This window comes from Paenibacillus sp. CMM36 (assembly GCF_053570945.1).
Map to the genome: position 1 here is coordinate 300659 of NZ_JBSEDY010000002.1, position 15282 is coordinate 315940.

At 43.9% G+C, this 15282-nt stretch carries 20 protein-coding genes; 6 read left to right on the forward strand and 14 right to left on the reverse strand.

Annotation, left to right across the window (positions count from 1 at the left end; genetic code table 11):
- The first annotated feature begins 13 nt into the window (after positions 1-13).
- Positions 14-451, forward strand: coding sequence for an AbrB/MazE/SpoVT family DNA-binding domain-containing protein (locus ACWA2B_RS05400; protein WP_029518622.1), 438 nt, complete (start codon positions 14-16; stop codon positions 449-451).
- 69 nt (positions 452-520) lie between these two features.
- On the opposite strand, the gene ACWA2B_RS05405 is transcribed toward ACWA2B_RS05400, so the two are convergent.
- Complete coding sequence (locus ACWA2B_RS05405; protein WP_069012080.1) at positions 521-979, reverse strand: hypothetical protein; 459 nt, start codon at positions 977-979, stop codon at positions 521-523.
- Between the two features lie 120 nt (positions 980-1099).
- On the opposite strand from ACWA2B_RS05405, the gene ACWA2B_RS05410 reads away from it, so the two are divergent.
- On the forward strand, positions 1100-1261 hold the full coding sequence (locus tag ACWA2B_RS05410) for a hypothetical protein (RefSeq protein ID WP_176715742.1): 162 nt from the start codon (positions 1100-1102) through the stop codon (positions 1259-1261).
- Positions 1262-1286: 25 nt separating this feature from the next.
- On the opposite strand, the gene ACWA2B_RS05415 is transcribed toward ACWA2B_RS05410, so the two are convergent.
- The 12 genes from ACWA2B_RS05415 to ACWA2B_RS05470 form a co-directional block, all read right to left on the reverse strand.
- Positions 1287-2450 carry a nitric oxide synthase oxygenase gene (locus ACWA2B_RS05415; RefSeq protein ID WP_449291769.1) on the reverse strand — a complete coding sequence of 388 codons (1164 nt, stop codon included), beginning with the start codon at positions 2448-2450 and terminating at the stop codon, positions 1287-1289.
- A gap of 150 nt (positions 2451-2600) precedes the next feature.
- Complete coding sequence (locus ACWA2B_RS05420; protein ID WP_039271713.1) at positions 2601-3077, reverse strand: Dps family protein; 477 nt, start codon at positions 3075-3077, stop codon at positions 2601-2603.
- Positions 3078-3442: 365 nt separating this feature from the next.
- A complete protein-coding gene (locus tag ACWA2B_RS05425) occupies positions 3443-5170 on the reverse strand; it encodes an adenine deaminase C-terminal domain-containing protein (RefSeq protein WP_342434606.1) in 1728 nt (575 codons plus the stop codon).
- A gap of 28 nt (positions 5171-5198) precedes the next feature.
- Positions 5199-6257, reverse strand: a complete 1059-nt coding sequence (locus ACWA2B_RS05430; protein WP_250240713.1) for an ABC transporter ATP-binding protein — start codon at positions 6255-6257, stop codon at positions 5199-5201.
- A 16-nt stretch (positions 6258-6273) separates the two neighbouring features.
- Positions 6274-7062: an ABC transporter permease gene (locus ACWA2B_RS05435; protein ID WP_013312456.1), complete on the reverse strand. Its 789-nt coding sequence runs from the start codon at positions 7060-7062 to the stop codon at positions 6274-6276.
- 6 nt (positions 7063-7068) lie between these two features.
- The gene (locus ACWA2B_RS05440; protein ID WP_013312457.1) at positions 7069-7890 is read right to left on the reverse strand and encodes an ABC transporter permease; all 822 of its coding nucleotides are present in this window, start codon (positions 7888-7890) and stop codon (positions 7069-7071) included.
- A gap of 27 nt (positions 7891-7917) precedes the next feature.
- A complete protein-coding gene (locus ACWA2B_RS05445; protein WP_307351176.1) occupies positions 7918-8847 on the reverse strand; it encodes a nucleoside hydrolase in 930 nt (309 codons plus the stop codon).
- Positions 8847-9920, reverse strand: a complete 1074-nt coding sequence (locus ACWA2B_RS05450) for an extracellular solute-binding protein (RefSeq protein ID WP_449291770.1) — start codon at positions 9918-9920, stop codon at positions 8847-8849. Before ACWA2B_RS05450 ends, ACWA2B_RS05445 begins: the two co-directional genes overlap by 1 nt.
- A 174-nt stretch (positions 9921-10094) precedes the next feature.
- Complete coding sequence (locus tag ACWA2B_RS05455) at positions 10095-10439, reverse strand: hypothetical protein (protein WP_029518631.1); 345 nt, start codon at positions 10437-10439, stop codon at positions 10095-10097.
- Positions 10440-10840: 401 nt separating this feature from the next.
- Positions 10841-11152, reverse strand: a complete 312-nt coding sequence (locus ACWA2B_RS05460) for a hypothetical protein (protein ID WP_029518632.1) — start codon at positions 11150-11152, stop codon at positions 10841-10843.
- A 32-nt stretch (positions 11153-11184) separates the two neighbouring features.
- The gene (locus ACWA2B_RS05465) at positions 11185-11481 is read right to left on the reverse strand and encodes a WXG100 family type VII secretion target (RefSeq protein WP_069012572.1); all 297 of its coding nucleotides are present in this window, start codon (positions 11479-11481) and stop codon (positions 11185-11187) included.
- 39 nt (positions 11482-11520) lie between these two features.
- Entirely contained in the window at positions 11521-12984 is a 1464-nt protein-coding gene (locus tag ACWA2B_RS05470; protein ID WP_449291771.1) for a lipase family protein, read from the reverse strand.
- 82 nt (positions 12985-13066) lie between these two features.
- On the opposite strand from ACWA2B_RS05470, the gene ACWA2B_RS05475 reads away from it, so the two are divergent.
- The 4 genes from ACWA2B_RS05475 (at position 13067) to ACWA2B_RS05490 (ending at position 15065) form a co-directional block, all read left to right on the forward strand.
- Positions 13067-13423, forward strand: a complete 357-nt coding sequence (locus tag ACWA2B_RS05475; RefSeq protein WP_029518634.1) for a hypothetical protein — start codon at positions 13067-13069, stop codon at positions 13421-13423.
- A 360-nt stretch (positions 13424-13783) separates the two neighbouring features.
- Complete coding sequence (locus tag ACWA2B_RS05480) at positions 13784-14140, forward strand: hypothetical protein (protein WP_165145949.1); 357 nt, start codon at positions 13784-13786, stop codon at positions 14138-14140.
- Positions 14141-14329: 189 nt separating this feature from the next.
- Entirely contained in the window at positions 14330-14674 is a 345-nt protein-coding gene (locus tag ACWA2B_RS05485) for a hypothetical protein (protein WP_029518635.1), read from the forward strand.
- Entirely contained in the window at positions 14658-15065 is a 408-nt protein-coding gene (locus tag ACWA2B_RS05490; RefSeq protein ID WP_449291772.1) for a hypothetical protein, read from the forward strand. The genes ACWA2B_RS05485 and ACWA2B_RS05490 overlap by 17 nt, the downstream gene beginning before the upstream one ends.
- 64 nt (positions 15066-15129) lie before the next feature.
- On the opposite strand, the gene ACWA2B_RS05495 is transcribed toward ACWA2B_RS05490, so the two are convergent.
- Complete coding sequence (locus ACWA2B_RS05495; protein ID WP_449291773.1) at positions 15130-15276, reverse strand: hypothetical protein; 147 nt, start codon at positions 15274-15276, stop codon at positions 15130-15132.
- Between the last annotated feature and the right edge of the window lie 6 nt (positions 15277-15282).

Genomic DNA, 15282 nt, shown 5'->3' on the forward strand with positions numbered 1-15282 from the left:
AAGGGGAAAAATGATGAAGAACACAGGAATGACACGGCCATTAGACCATTTAGGCCGCATTGTGCTGCCTAAGGAGCTGCGCAATTCTATGAATATTAATATTGGAGATGCCCTCGATTTTTTTATTACCCCAGAGGGACTGATGATTCGCAAGTATACGGGGGTTTCTTGCTATTTTTGTGGTGCCGTAGATCATTTGAGCTATTTCAGGGATCATCTGATATGTAAAAGTTGTATTGAAAATCTGAAGAGCGATAATCCTTCTAGTCATTTGAGTGAAGCACGTCCTGTCCAGCCCAAGAAAAGAAGGAGTTACAGAAATCAGAATGATCTCCTGAATAAACTAAAACAGCTCATGCAGGAGCACCCAAATGTATCTCAAAAAGAATTAGCCGAAATGCTCGAACTATCCCAGGGACGCGTGTCGCAGCTTAAAAAGCTACTCCTTTAGATCATCCGACCCAATCTCGTCTGTTTTAATCAACAAAAAAAGAGCCTGACGGCTCTCGGATCATCTTTGTTACGCAATGTCAGACTGCTCCATAATCGGGACCCGATAGGCCAGCAAGGACTCGTCTATTACGGCAGAAATAAACGTTGCATCTATTTCAGGCACCAACCCAAGCGCATAATTCCATGCGTTTTCTTCAATTTGCAGCGCAAGTCGTTGCCGGGTCCCTATCCCACTCTCTTGCTCCAACGCATCGGAGAGGTCCACTAATTCCGTATCGGCGGCGTGTCCAATCTCATGTGCAAGCACAACTGTAAAATACTCCTCAACTCGATCAATGCTGCCGAACATCTGTAAACACTGTGTTTCGATAACGTCCGTATACATGGTAATGGCGTGAGCATTCATAGCATATTTACCCCCAATCAGCCTTCCGCCAGGAAAACGTTTCTCCAGCTTGACTATCACACCTATAGCAGCCCGTTCCAAAAGCTCAGCGACAATGCGCTCTGCCTGATATCTTTCCAACTTAGCTTCGCTCCTCAAACTAGAATATATAAAGGTATATTTACTCTAAATTCATGAAATCATGGATGTGTTCATACCATACACAGTACGATATTATACCTTTTTACAAAGGAGAATACCATGTCAGAAGATTATTATGTAGGGTGGGGAACACTTGCCCTGATTAATGCCGGCTTGGCACAATCCAAAAATCGGAGCGGGCTAAATTGGTTTTTTCTCTCCCTATTAATAGGACCACTGGCTACCCTATTTATCGTTGCATGGGATAAGCTCGAGTCCTAATGCAGCAATCAGGTCATTCCCATCGTTATCCGGAATGAAAAGGACAGCCTTGGCGTTTCTGCTGAAGCACTGTATCTGATACTGTATTAGCCTGTCTCGACATATACGACTTCTCTTGAACTCCGAAATTCGGCTTCACAAGCCGATTATCGTAGAAATTATGAAAAATATGCGTTGTCGCCGGGGATAGCGGGGGAATCAGCCATGTCCAATTGCCTGTCAGTGCGCGTCCAGCCTTGGCTTCCCGTTCCTCAAACAGCTTAAATTGTGCCGCTGCGGTATGGTGGTCGACAATGCTGACTCCCGCCTTTTTGAAAGAATGCAGCACAGCAATATTCAATTCCACCAGCGCCCGATCACGCCAAAGCGTTGTTTCACTCGTCGTATCCAGCCCCATCAGCTTAGCCACCTGTGGCAACATATTATAGCGGAAGGTATCCGCAAAATTGCGGGCGCCGATTTCTGTTCCCATATACCAGCCGTTAAAGGGAGCCGCTGTATAGATAATACCGCCAATCTCCAGCGTCATGTCCGAAATCATAGGCACAGCATACCAACGTAATCCCAAGGAAGCGAAACCCGAGATTTCTGGATGCTCAATGGCCACCTCCATTATCAAATGTTCAGGAATATCATATAGCTCGGGAGGCCGTCCGCCTGCTTCCACAACCAGTGGCAATATATCAAAAGGGGTCATCGCTCCTTGCCAGCCCATGTCTTTACAAGCATTGGTAAAATCTACCGAGATCGGGTCCCCGATGACCCCTTGACCGGTTTCATATCCAGCGTAACGAATGAGTTGATGGTTCCAGATGCGGATATTCGGCTGCCCTGGCTTGGAGGCGCGGAATACAGTAAGCGTTGGCTTAATTTTACCGCCATTCGTTCCTATGCGTATATGCTCCAAGAGCTCGCGAACCACTTCCGTTGCATCTGACGCGCCCCGCGCATCCCTGACCAAAAGCTTGTCCCAAAATAAGCGACCGATGCAACGATTGCTATTGCGCCAAGCCATGAGTGCCCCGTGCTCCAGCTCTTCGTACGTATGATCATACATTCCCGTAGTCTCTATGTCGTGACGAATATTAAGAAGCCGGGCCTCCGCTTCATCGCGGCTTCGGCCCAGCTCCTCATAACATGTATATATAAACTGCTCCGCTTCATGCAAAAGCTGTTGTTTCACTTCCATAACACACACCCCATCCCGGAAGCTCTATGACTCTAGAGCCTGTGGTCTTCCACGCCTTCTCGTTATTATACTCCAGTGGCAGAGTGGAACCAACGGGATGTGTGTCTTGTTCACCTGATCTCCATATACATGGAAGTCTATACCAATGGGTTATCCCAAATACGCACTCAGCATCCAGATGTGTTTATCCATTGCTTCTCTTAAGCCGTTAAGAAGATCCTCTGTCGCTTTATCCTGTGCCGCTTCCGCTGCTTCCATCCCATTAGCCAGCTCAACGGTGATGGTTTTAAAATCAGCAACAACGGACTTCACCATATCCTCAGCTGTCTGCTCACCTGCGGACTCCTGAATAGCTGAAAGTTGCAAATGCTCCTTCAAGGTCGCAGCCGGACGGCCACCAATAGCCAACAATCGTTCAGCAATCGTATCTAGATTAGCTGTTGCTTCATTGTAAAGTTCTTCAAATTTAGCATGCAATGTGAAGAATTTAGGTCCTTTCACATACCAGTGGAAATAATGCAGTTTCGTGTACAATACAGACCAGGTAGCTACCTGACGATTCAATGCCTTGTGCAATTCTTGAATAGCCTCTTGTGTAGGTGCGTTCGTATGATTTAATGTACTCATGTTTAAAATCCCCTCTCGTTCAAATATAGTTGGTGTAAAGCTTGGATGCTCGTTAGCAGTAGTGTCTGATTTTCTTCAAAATTCCATGCGTCAATCTAATAAATCTTAATCGATTAATTTAGACTTAATCTAAATCCTGTTTTAATTATAACACTGTGATGATGTTTTTCAAGTCCTTATTCGATTTTAATCATGAAGATTACATGAACTAATTGTAAAGCAAACTCTACATGCAATCGGGTACCCAGAATCAAGACTTGTTTATCTTTTATACATAGGTTACATCAATAGGAGGATAGAAGATGTTAACTTTGTCTGCTAAAGCATCAAAAAAGAGCCGGCCCATAAGAGGGTCGGCTCTTTTATTATTCTTGCATCTCTGAAGTTTCCACGATTAAAGGTACAACCTTGCCAGCATTTACATCAATCAGGCCGTGATCGGTAATTTTCAAGGCCGGGCTGACCGGCAAAGAATGCGTGCTCAGCGACATGATTGGATTGTAATGGCGGTAGCCCAGCGACAGCAAGGCTGAACGCAGCTCCTTCACATGCGCCGCAACCATTTCCAGCGGTCCTTCTGTTAAGATCCCGCCTACGGTTAAAGGCAAATGGGACAGCACCTTGCCATTTTCAACTACGCAAAAACCACCTTGGCTGGCAAGAACCGTATTCGCGGCCAGTATCATATCTTGCTTGTTATGCCCTACGACCAGCAAGTTATGGTTATCGTGCGAATAGGTGGTTGCCACTGCCCCACGTTTAATCGTATCTCCCCCGATCAAACCGTAAGCACGGTTGCCATTCTTTCCATACCTCTCAAACGTAGCAATCAGTCCATGTTCACCATGTTCCCATACCAGTTCCCCCTGCTCTACTTGTGCAGGTGCAATCCGTTCACTTGTAAAAGTAGAGCCATCTTTGACCATCATGACACGGCATTGATGTGTGCCATCAGCTACATCCAACTTTACAGTAAAATCCTGCTCCGTGAGCGGATTGAGCTTCACACTTTGATAAAAGTGGGCGGGAAAGCGGGATTTTATTGGTGCTTGATGGTATTCCTCGAACTTATCGAATACCTTGAGTCCGTCCTTATAGACTTGCTCCACATCAAATTGACCAAGATCCGACAGCAGTACAAAGTCAGCTATTTTTCCCGGTGCAATGGTTCCGCGGTCATGCATACGCATCCGTGCAGCAGGAGTAAACGTAGCTGCATAAATGGCATCCTCAGGCTTCATGCCCATTCCGATTGCTTTACTTACAATATGGTTCAGATGCCCTCGCTCTACGAAAGAGTCTGGCATCACATCATCCGTTACAAAGCAAAAATGCTGTGCCACATCTTCCTGAATAAGATAGTCCATCACTTCAGGGGTCATGGATTTTTCCTGGATTTCAATAAACATCCCTGCAGCCATCCGCGCCTTCATACCTTCAATACTTTGATGAGTATGGTCTGAGCCTATCCCCGCATAGATCAACTGATGCAGGTCCAGATCAAGCAACTGTGGCGTATGACCTTCAATGATCAGCTCCGGGTAGTGCTCACGAACATGGCGTAAGATGCGATTCGTCTTGCTCTCCGGATCACGAATGACATCCACATAGTTCATAATTTCACCCAGGCAGATCATTTCACCGGTTTGCAGCAGCGCATCAATTTCGGGAATACCGATCTCGCCTCCTGAGGTTTCGAGCGGCGTTGCCGGGACAGAGCTTGGGATGCCGTAGAACATATCAGCCACGCAATCCTTGCTGGCTTCCATCATTTCCTGAATGCCTTCCAATCCGAAGACATTCGCCATTTCGTGCGGTTCAGGTACAATCGTCGTTACCCCATTGCGAATCAGCCCATAGGAAAAGGTTGCCGGTGTCACCATTGTGCTTTCGATATGCAAATGGATGTCGATTAGGCCGGGAATCATATATTTCCCGTGCCCTTCGACAATTTCAGCAGCCTCGAAAGACTCCAGACCACGCTGACCGATATACATAAACTTGCCATCAAGTATAGCTACATTGCCTTCTTCGAACGTCTTGTAGTAACTGTTATACACCTTAACTTGTAAAATCATTTTGTCTGCACGCATGATGTATCTCCTTCATCGAACCCGCTGATTATTGGACCAGCACCATTTTATCTGCCGGAAAATGCAGGGTAACCCGCTGACCACTCAGGTAAGGCGTATCCATTTCCTGATTAGCCGTAAAGTTGCCTTTCGCCGTTTCTACCACATACTGATAGCTACGCCCCAGGTAAGTACTTACCTTAATAATACCGGGAAGCTCATTTTCTCCTGTCTCGTTGCCTTCTGTTCGAATGACCAAATCATCCGGGCGAATAGCGCCCTGACGAGCACCCGGCTGGGCCGTACCCTGATTACGCGCTACGCCGAACGAAAGATCGCCTGTATTCAGTCGAATACGATCTCCTTCTTCAGTACGCTCATCAAAGCTTAGAAAATTATTAAACCCAATAAAACGGGCAACAAATTCGGTCGTCGGATATTTAAAAATGGTCGATGGAGCATCTAATTGTTCGATGTTCCCCTTATTCATAATCGCAACCTGGTCAGAAATCGAAAAACATTCCTCCTGATCATGCGATACGTATACAGTAGTGATGCCCAGTTCCTGTTGAATACGGCGGATTTCCACACGCATATTTACACGCAGGTTAGCATCCAAGTTACTCAGAGGTTCATCAAACAACAGCAGATCGGGTTCAATCACAAGCGCTCGCGCAATCGCAACACGTTGACGCTGTCCGCCTGACAATTCACCAGGGAAACGTTTTTCAAATCCCCTCAGGCTAACCGTATCCAGCATCGTCATAACGCGGCGCTTCACATCATCTTCCTTTACTTTGCGTAACCGCAAACCAAAGGCAACATTATCAAAAACAGACAAATGTGGGAAGAGTGCATAACTTTGAAATACAAAGCCGAAGTTCCGTTTATTCACCGGAACCCGAGTATAATCCTTATCGCCAAATAAAAATGTTCCTTGTTTAGCTTCGAGAAATCCTGCAATGAGACGAAGTGTGGTCGTTTTGCCACAACCACTCGGTCCGAGCAACGAGAGCAATTGCCCCCGTTCGAGCTGCAAATCGAAATCCTGCAAGATCAGTTGGTTGTCATAAGCGACCGATACGCGATCCAGAGTAAGCAGTGCCATAAGGTTGAAGCCTCCATTACCTTTTAGTGAAGTAAGACAATCCCATCAGTCGTTCAATCAAGAACATCAGGATACCGGTCAAAATCATCAGCATAACCGAAATCGCCGCTATCGTCGGGTCAAAATAATTTTCGACGTAAGTCAGCATTTGAATGGGCAGGGTGCTGAAGCCCGGTCCTGTCATGAAGACGGAAATGTCGACATTGTTGAATGATTCCAGAAAGGCAATCAGGATAGCCGCAATAATGCCTGAGCGGATGTTGGGCAGAACCACCTTGAAAAAGGTTTCCAGCCGTCCAGCCCCCAAACTAAGCGCTGCTTCCTCAATCGCAAAATCAAAGTTAGACAAACTGGATGCAATGACTCTAATAATGAACGGCAACATAATCACCGTATGTCCGATCAATAGTCCAGCATATACTGGTAAATGGTACACAATGATCAAATAACGCAGCAGCGTAAAACCAAGCACAATACCCGGTATGAGCAAAGGGGAGAGGAACAAAGCATTCAGCGCATCCTTCCCGCGAAACGAAAAACGACTAAGCGCATAGGCTGCAGGCATACCGATCAGTAGTGCCAAAATGTTGCCTAGCAGAGAGACCACAATGGACGTTTTGAACGTGGACATAAACAAATCCACTTCAAAAATATTTTCATACCAGCGCAGGGAAAAGCCCTGCGGAGGGAATTTTAATACCGTGCCCGGCTCGAAAGAAGTGACCGATATGATCAACAGCGGACCGAGCAGAAAGATGAAGACCAGCAGGCTAAAGAAGCCTAGTCCGTAATGTTTCTCCCGCATATCCACCTACCCCTTCGGATTGAGTTTATGGGCCGCCTTATTTAAGAGACCGACCACGATAAATGTAATAACAATCATAATTGTTGCAATAACAGAAGCTAAAAACCAGTCGTTTAGCGTCATCGCGTTCTGATACAAAAATGTAGCGATAACCCGCTGTTTTCCTCCAAGTAGTGCTGGTGTCGTATATGCAGTCAGGCTGCCCACGAAAACGAGAATGCTTCCAATGATCAGGCCCGGCACAGACAGCGGAAATACGATTTTACGAAATGCGCTGAATCTGGAGGCCCCGAGGCTCTGAGCAGCATGAACAAGATCACCGTCGATATTTTCGAGTACACCAATCAGTGAAATAATCATCAGCGGTAAAAACAAATGAACCAGACCAATAATCATCGCTGCCGGAGTATACAAAATATTCAGCGGCTCATCTACAAGTCCTAAACCGATGAGCACGTTATTTAACAGTCCCTTGCGACCCAGAATGACCATCCAGCTGAATGACCGCACCACCGGACTCGTCAACAAGGGGAAAATAGCCAGCGCTAACAAAATCCCTTTACGACGCGGGGCCTTTTGCGAAATATAATAAGCCGTCGGGAAGCCGAGTAATACGCACACGAGTGTCGTTACGACACTGACTTCCAGCGTAGTCAGCAATATTTTCAGAAAATAAGGGTCCTTGAAGAAATGGAGATAGCCTTCTAGGGTGAATGAGCTGTTCTGTACGAAGGTCGAACCGATCGTCAACACAATCGGAATGACCATGAACACCGCCAGAAAGAGCAGACCTGGCAGCAGCAGCCAATACAAGTATGTTTTCTTCATGGGTAGCTCCTTGCGGTTATCAAAATGTTATTCCTTGTTTAGCACCTGGATAAACAGCTCCAGAAAAGCTTCGCTGTCCACCTGTTCGCATACATTCATATTGTGGCTATGATTGAGGCGGTTCTGTACATCGCCCACTGTTTGTCCGTCACATATGCGACTGGAGGTTTCTACGTCGACATACAACAGCGAGGTATCGACTAACCTCGAATTCAATGCGACACCCACGGCAAGCGGGTCATGAAGCGCACAGGCTTTTACCCCGTTGCGTTCTTCATAACGCTTGGTATAAACGGCCGTGCTTTCAGCTACATAATTACGAATTGCTGGGCGGGTCAGACGAGCAATATGATCCGCAGTCAGCAGAGCCTTCCGTGTTACATCCAGTCCCACCTGTATCAACCGACCAAATCCTGCATGAAATACGATTCGTGCGGCTTCAGGGTCAGCATACATGTTGTACTCCGCTACAGGTGTAATATTGCCGCACCCGTGAATAACACCGCCCATAAAAATGACTTCATCGACGTGATCCGTCAGTTCGGGACACTTCAGCAGCGCCAATGCCAGATTAGTGAGTGGCCCGGTGCAAATGAGCGTCACTTCCCCCGGGTGAGCCATCACGGTATCAATAATGATATCCGGTGCAAAACCTTCGGACGCTGACATGGCTGGGACTACTCCACTCAGTGCGCCTCCAATACCGTCTTCTCCATGGACACGATGCTCGTGCAGGCCTTTACGTATTAAGGGAGCCTCCGCCCCCCGATAAACCGGAATATCCGGTCTATCTAAAAGGTCGAGGATTTTGCATGTGTTCAATGTTGCTTGTTTAAGTGAAACATTACCGCATACCGTAGTAATCGCTTGGATATCCAGCTGACCACTTTTGGCTGCTAGTAAAATACCCAACGCATCATCAATGCCCGTATCTACATCTAATATAACCTTTTTCATTATTGTGCAACTTCCCGGTTCCAGCGATCTGTCCATGCCTTGATATGATCGTTAACGAACTTCATATCCAGCTTGGTCAGCTTGTTCACTACCTCTGTACCGTACGTAATTCCCTCTGTATCCGCACCGGACAGTACCACCTGCGTATTCACCGGGGAATCAACCTTTGCCTTGGCGGATTTTTCTTGAACTTCCTTGCTCAGCTGCCAGTTGATAAATTCCTCAGCCAGCTCCTTCTGGTCGGAGCCTTTCACTACATTAATCGTGTTCATTACTGCGTAAGCACCTTCACTAGGAGCTACAAATTTCGCTCCTGGCACAGCCGCCTGCAAATCTTTGAAGTACATTTCCATGATCGGACCGCCGGCAATTTCCTGCTGACTAAACATGTTCACAAACTCAGATGTTTTGCTATAAAACTTAACGATATTCGGACTCAGCTCTTTCAGTTTTCCGAAGGCTTGGTCTTCATTAAACTCCTTACTACCCGCTACCTTGGAGGCTGCATCTACCATCATCGGTCCGGCAGTCGCCGTAATATTCGGCAAAGTCACGTTTCCTTTGAACTCAGTTCCCCACAGGTCAGCCCAAGAGGTCACATTCTTTTTCACCAGCTCCGGATTATAGGCAATACCGAGACGCCCGACCGTATAAGCAGGACCATACTCCTCACCCAGCGGTGCTTTGGCAATATCATAAATTTGGTTCAGGTTCGGCACCTTGCTGCGATCCAGCTTCTCAAACAATCCCTGTTGGATTCCTTGTTGAGCATAATAATCAGACAGATAAATCAGATCGACATCTGTGCTGCCTTGACTGATTTTGTTCAACCGTTCCGCATTATTTCCAATTTCGACCACGATGTCAACGTTATGTTCTTTTTCAAAAGGCTCGTACACTTCTTTGTTAAAAAAGTCCTCGGAAAAGCCCCATGTGGAAATAACTAGTTTCTTTTTCCCATCAGCTGAACCATCTTTTCCATCTGTCTGACCGCCAGTAGCATTACTGCCGCAACCTGCCAGTATCACGGATGCCAAGGTCACAGCCATAAACCCTTTAAACCATTTCTTCATATGAAACTCCCCCTATTTTTTATTATGCACACCTTATGACACAAAAAAGAAAAGTACTCTTGTAAAACAAGAATACTTTTCTTCGTAAACAAAGAATAAGTTGATCCCGCTGCGCGTTATAACAGGTTCTCCCCTCAGATAGATCCGAAGCGAAAAGCCGAATATCCAATTTTATTAGGACTCCTTCAGAATGATGTTCGTAATAGCCCACTGCGTTGCTGAATCATAATCACGCAGTAAAGCATCTATATCGAGCTCCATATCCTCAATCAGCTTCTCGCGAAGTCTCTTCTTGTACAGCATGGACATTCGGAAATCCACTTCCAGCTTCAAGCCGGGGGCTTCCACTTCCAATGCCGCCGAGCGTGGAGAACGCCGGTGCTTCGCCACAAAGGTAACAATGTTGTTCTCAACGGTGGCCCGCAGCAGCGTGGTCCCGAAGCCGAACAGTTCCTTTGAAACTTCATTGTAAATCTGGCACATCCGCTTCTTGCTTTCGTTACTGTCGAGCAGCGTCATGAACCCACCCTCATCAGCATATTACGTACAATCAATCTTTCAACACGATAGATTATACATAAATATACGATAAATAGCAAACAAAAATCCCTAATCCAATCACATATGATGCGAAAAAGCGAACAATATGTCGAACTTTGTAGCTTTTCAACATTTTTACACCTTTTTTAACTCATCCCCAAGCTTCCGAACGCTGCTATATTCGCCCACAGGGTAATTTTAAAGTAGACTCCGGTAAATCTCTGGCCAAGGGTTTTATCGTCGTCATTCCAGAGGAAATTTTTTTCCTTCTACTATATATGTAGTTTTTACTTAAATGCATTTAACCGTACCCCGCGGGAGTCCCCTAGCGATTGTACGGTTTTTTTGTTATGTAGCTGACTGGCCAGATGGGAACCCCTTCAAGAAAAAGCCGATTGAATCCACGAGGACACTACAAGAGTAGCCGGCCACAGCAGCATAAAGTTAGCAATAATATATGCCTTCTTAAAAGCATAACGATGATAAAAGTACCAACAGATCCAAGATATGAATATTCCTATCGGGTAGCTCATTATGACATAGGCAAAAATATAATTGCTGAGATAATCTCCAGCTGTTGGTGCATCGAAAGAAAATGCGACCACCATCAGCATGGCCGGATAGGCAAATAACGTTAAGCCATAAACGATATTCAATATAAGTAAAATGACAAATGCATTTTGATCTTTCATGATGTTCTCCTAACTATTGCAGTCCGTCTGTATCACCATTGTGCAGCCCGCTTGCGTCTCTCCTCACGCCGATCAGCTTCTTCCATTTTCCGAATATAACGTTTCAACTGCTCTTTATGCTCGTCCAATTCTTGTATTCGTACCGTGGTTCCTTGGAGAAACACCTCCATTTTACGTGTTAATTCAGCAGCTGATTCTCCCCGCCATTCATGCAGCCTACCATATATATTTTTCATCTGCTGCTCCTGATGCTGAAGTCTTTGCTTTAGCTGCTCGCATTGCTGAACAGCCTTACGCAGATCCCCCAGGCTCAAAGATATTCTGCTCATCTCTTTCGCCTCCCGTTGTGTTCTTCCAGCTGCTCTTTCTTATTGATCCACCATCGTAAATTCCTGGCCCTTACGATCTATATATTCTGCTATCTCTGTAATCGATTCCTGATACCAGCGATTAATCCGATCCAGTGTCGCCGTAGCACTATGCGCAAGCGGGGTCAAAGACTGACTTTCACTTGTCCCAATATGAGCCTGAAATAACTGAATGGACGCACGGGTATCACTGGAAAATCCATGCAAGCTAGAACGCATCTGATTAGCAGCATGCTTTAGCTCCTCAGGTGTTAATTGAATTGTGCCTCCATTTTTGTTGCCCACAAAATATGCCCCACCATTAGTGCGACCATCTTGTTGTCCTGCTCCCATCAAATTCACACCCAGTGCAGTAGCAGCAAACTGCCCGAAAGCACCCATTTGTGCACCGTAACGTTCAACCAGATCGCCCATGACTTGCTTGAGCTCTGCCTGCGCGGCCAGCATTTGCTCGTACGCCTGCACCCGCGGATTACCTTCTACCAGTTGTCCGTCCATGGTGTACAGTGGATTGCTGATATTGCCATTTTCATCAAACGTAAAATTTCCCATGCTATGAGTGTTCTCTCCACCTAATACAGAATTATAGAATTTGGTGAATGCATCTTGCTGTATCATAGGCAATGTAATCGGAACATAAACAATAGGAGTCCACTTGGGGCCAAGAAAAAGTCTTTCCAATTCGGTTTTTCTTTCCAAGGGAATTGAAACAGGAATAGTAAACTTGGCTACATTGGCAGTCTTATAATCACTCCCAATATGATACGTTTCCCCCACATGTTGGTTAGCCTTAGTGGCTCCCCCACCAACGCTATCTCCGGGATGGGCAAAAGCCACATTAGTCTTCTTGAATTCTCCTGCTTTTACCCTCTCTTGAAGATCTTCAGGCAATAAATGTACAATGCTCGGAGCAGCAAAACTCACAGATGATAAACCATTCTTCACTGCAACATATTCTGCTTCTGCACCGCCTAAAGAATGACCTGTCGTAGATATTTCGGCAGCGGGGTACTTCTTCTTCACTTCATCGTACAGTGTTTGAGCTTTTGTAAATTGATTATCCTGATACTGGGCCTCATACTGATGAAATGAACTTTGTACCTGTGGGGGGGAATTTTTTATCTCTTCTTGATTATTTACATAATAATCGTGAACTTGATTTAAATTTTTTGCTCGTCCACCCACGACGTCGTTGATGTCTGTTCCTATGTCCATCGCTCTACTCCATAGTGGTCTTCCTCCTGGTTCTGTACCCCTATACCCTATGATCACCTGATTGCTATTCTCATTGTGAAAAACGGTCGCATCAAATCCAGAACCGTTCGTGTCATGTAATAGTTTTTCGTCTAAATCAACAACCCTCCAACCAGGAATATCTTCATTTTTATAAGTCTTTGGATCAATATCCAATAGGTAAGCCTCATCTGCTATCTTCCAGTATGTTTTTTCACTAATATACTGCAATTATTACCCCACCTTGTCTAATCACCTAATATATTATAAAGTTAGAAAAAGTTGATACTTTCAAAAAAGGAGCATCTAAAAATTGAAAAGAAAAAAAATTTGGGTTACTGCTCTCATCTTATTCTTCATCCTAATAGGAGCTCTCTATTACATGCACTACGCATCAAATATAAAAAAAGAAGAAGCCGTTAGAACAGGTATACCTATTGGAAAAGAGTACATCAAAAAATACTATAGGGCTGATTTCATATTTAAGAGTTATGACTATGTAGGTAGCTATGTTAATAATACGGTTCATCTAATCGGCTATATAAAAGGACATGAAGATCAATCGATATCTATCGCTTACGATTTTGAAAAAAAAGAAGTGCTTAGTGTAACCGGACCGGATTGGTTCATTGACAGTCGATACCCTAAAAAGAATGTTCCACCATTTTAAATATCAAGATTTGTATGCAAAAAAAAAAAAAAAACATATGATTCATTCCAGTTCAAGAATATATTTTTCCAATCTAAGGAAGTGAAATCATTATAATACTTCCTGTTTACTTGCGGTATAGTTGAAAGTAAAAATAAGTATAAAGTCGTTGGTTACTGCATTTTGGGTCGCAGTTCATACCTAATAACGATTAGGACTTTGTAACTGTATGTTAGAAGAGATTTGCGTATATGAACACAATTTTTAAACGTTGTACCGAGCTAATCCTTTTATTAAATAAATGAGCTATCCTACTATTATTATAAAAAGCAGTAATGTTATGAGTTTATAGTCAGGAGATACTAAGGAGAAGAATTCAACTTGAAGAAGAAAAAGGATTGGGGAAGCATCTTTATAGTAGTTTCAATCCTCGTTGGAATCTTTTGTTACATGCAATATACGGAGGATGTACAAAAAGAAGAGTACGTCCAATCTGGCATACCTATTGGAAAAGAATACATTAGAAAACATTATAATGCCGAGTTTATATACAAAAATTACGACTTTATTGGCGGCTATGTTAACTCTACCGTTTATCTTCGTGGCTATATAAAAGGACATGAAGGTCAGATAATCTCACTAAATTACGACTATAAGAAAAAAAAAGTACTCTACGTAACTGGACCGGATTGGTTCATCGACAGTAGGAATCCTAATAAGATTGTTCCGCCATTCTAAAATCAAGTCTGTATTCAAATGCCCTCTAACAGATGACTTTTTCCTAAATATGAAGAAGTAATATCATTAAAATACTTCCTGTTACTGAGAGATATTTGCAACAAAAATAAGAACCACGTCATTGTTCACTGCATTCTGGTTGTAGTTCACATTAAATTATAAATAGCATGTTAGGGGAATGTTGCGTAAATGAACACAATCCTTAAATGTTGCACAGTTCTCATCATAATATTAACCATTCTGGGCGGTTGTGGTTTTTCTACCGCTCAAGAGGAAGAGGTAGTGGAGTCTGCTACTACTGTCAGTATCAAATATATTAAAACTCACTATAATACGGATTTCGTATTAAAAAATTACAATATTGAAGAAAACAGTGTCTTTGCAAGAGTACATCTTTACGGCTATATAAAAGGAAACGATACAGACTTAATTAGGATATCCTATGACTTGGACTCAAAAGAAATCGTCAATGTTACGGGACCGGATTGGTTTATTAATAGTAAGGTTATAGATAAGAATGCACCTTATTCCTAAGAAAGCTTATAGCATATTTAGCTCAATTTTAAGGAGAATACTTCAACTTGAAAAAGAAACAACTATGGCTTTTTGTCTTTATATCACTTGTCATTCTGGTAGGAGTTTTCTTTTACATGCAGTACGCATCGAATGCCAAAAAGGAGAAATCGTTCGGACAGGCATACCTATTGGAAAAGAGTACATTAAGGAATACTATAGGGCAGATTTCATATTTAAGAGTTATGACTATATAGGTAGCTATGTTAATAACACGATTTATCTAATCGGCTATATAAAAGGACATGAAGGTCACTCGATATCCATTGCTTACGATTTTGAAAAAAAAGAAGTCCTAGATGTATTAGGACCTGCTTGGTTCATCGATAGTAGGAATCCTAAAAAGAATTAGAATATTGAACCATGATTGCAGAAAAGGCCCCTTAGGGGCCTCTTCCAGTCGTCGTTAGTCATATTTAGCGCTCTTCACCTTTGGTACTATGCTGAGTTACATGAATAAAAGGATATTCGCCTTTGCTTATTTTACGTTTCCATTCTTGGACCATATCTTCCTGGGTCGGCGCTTTCTCATTGACAATTGCTCCTGTAGTTACTTTAGCCATGCTTTC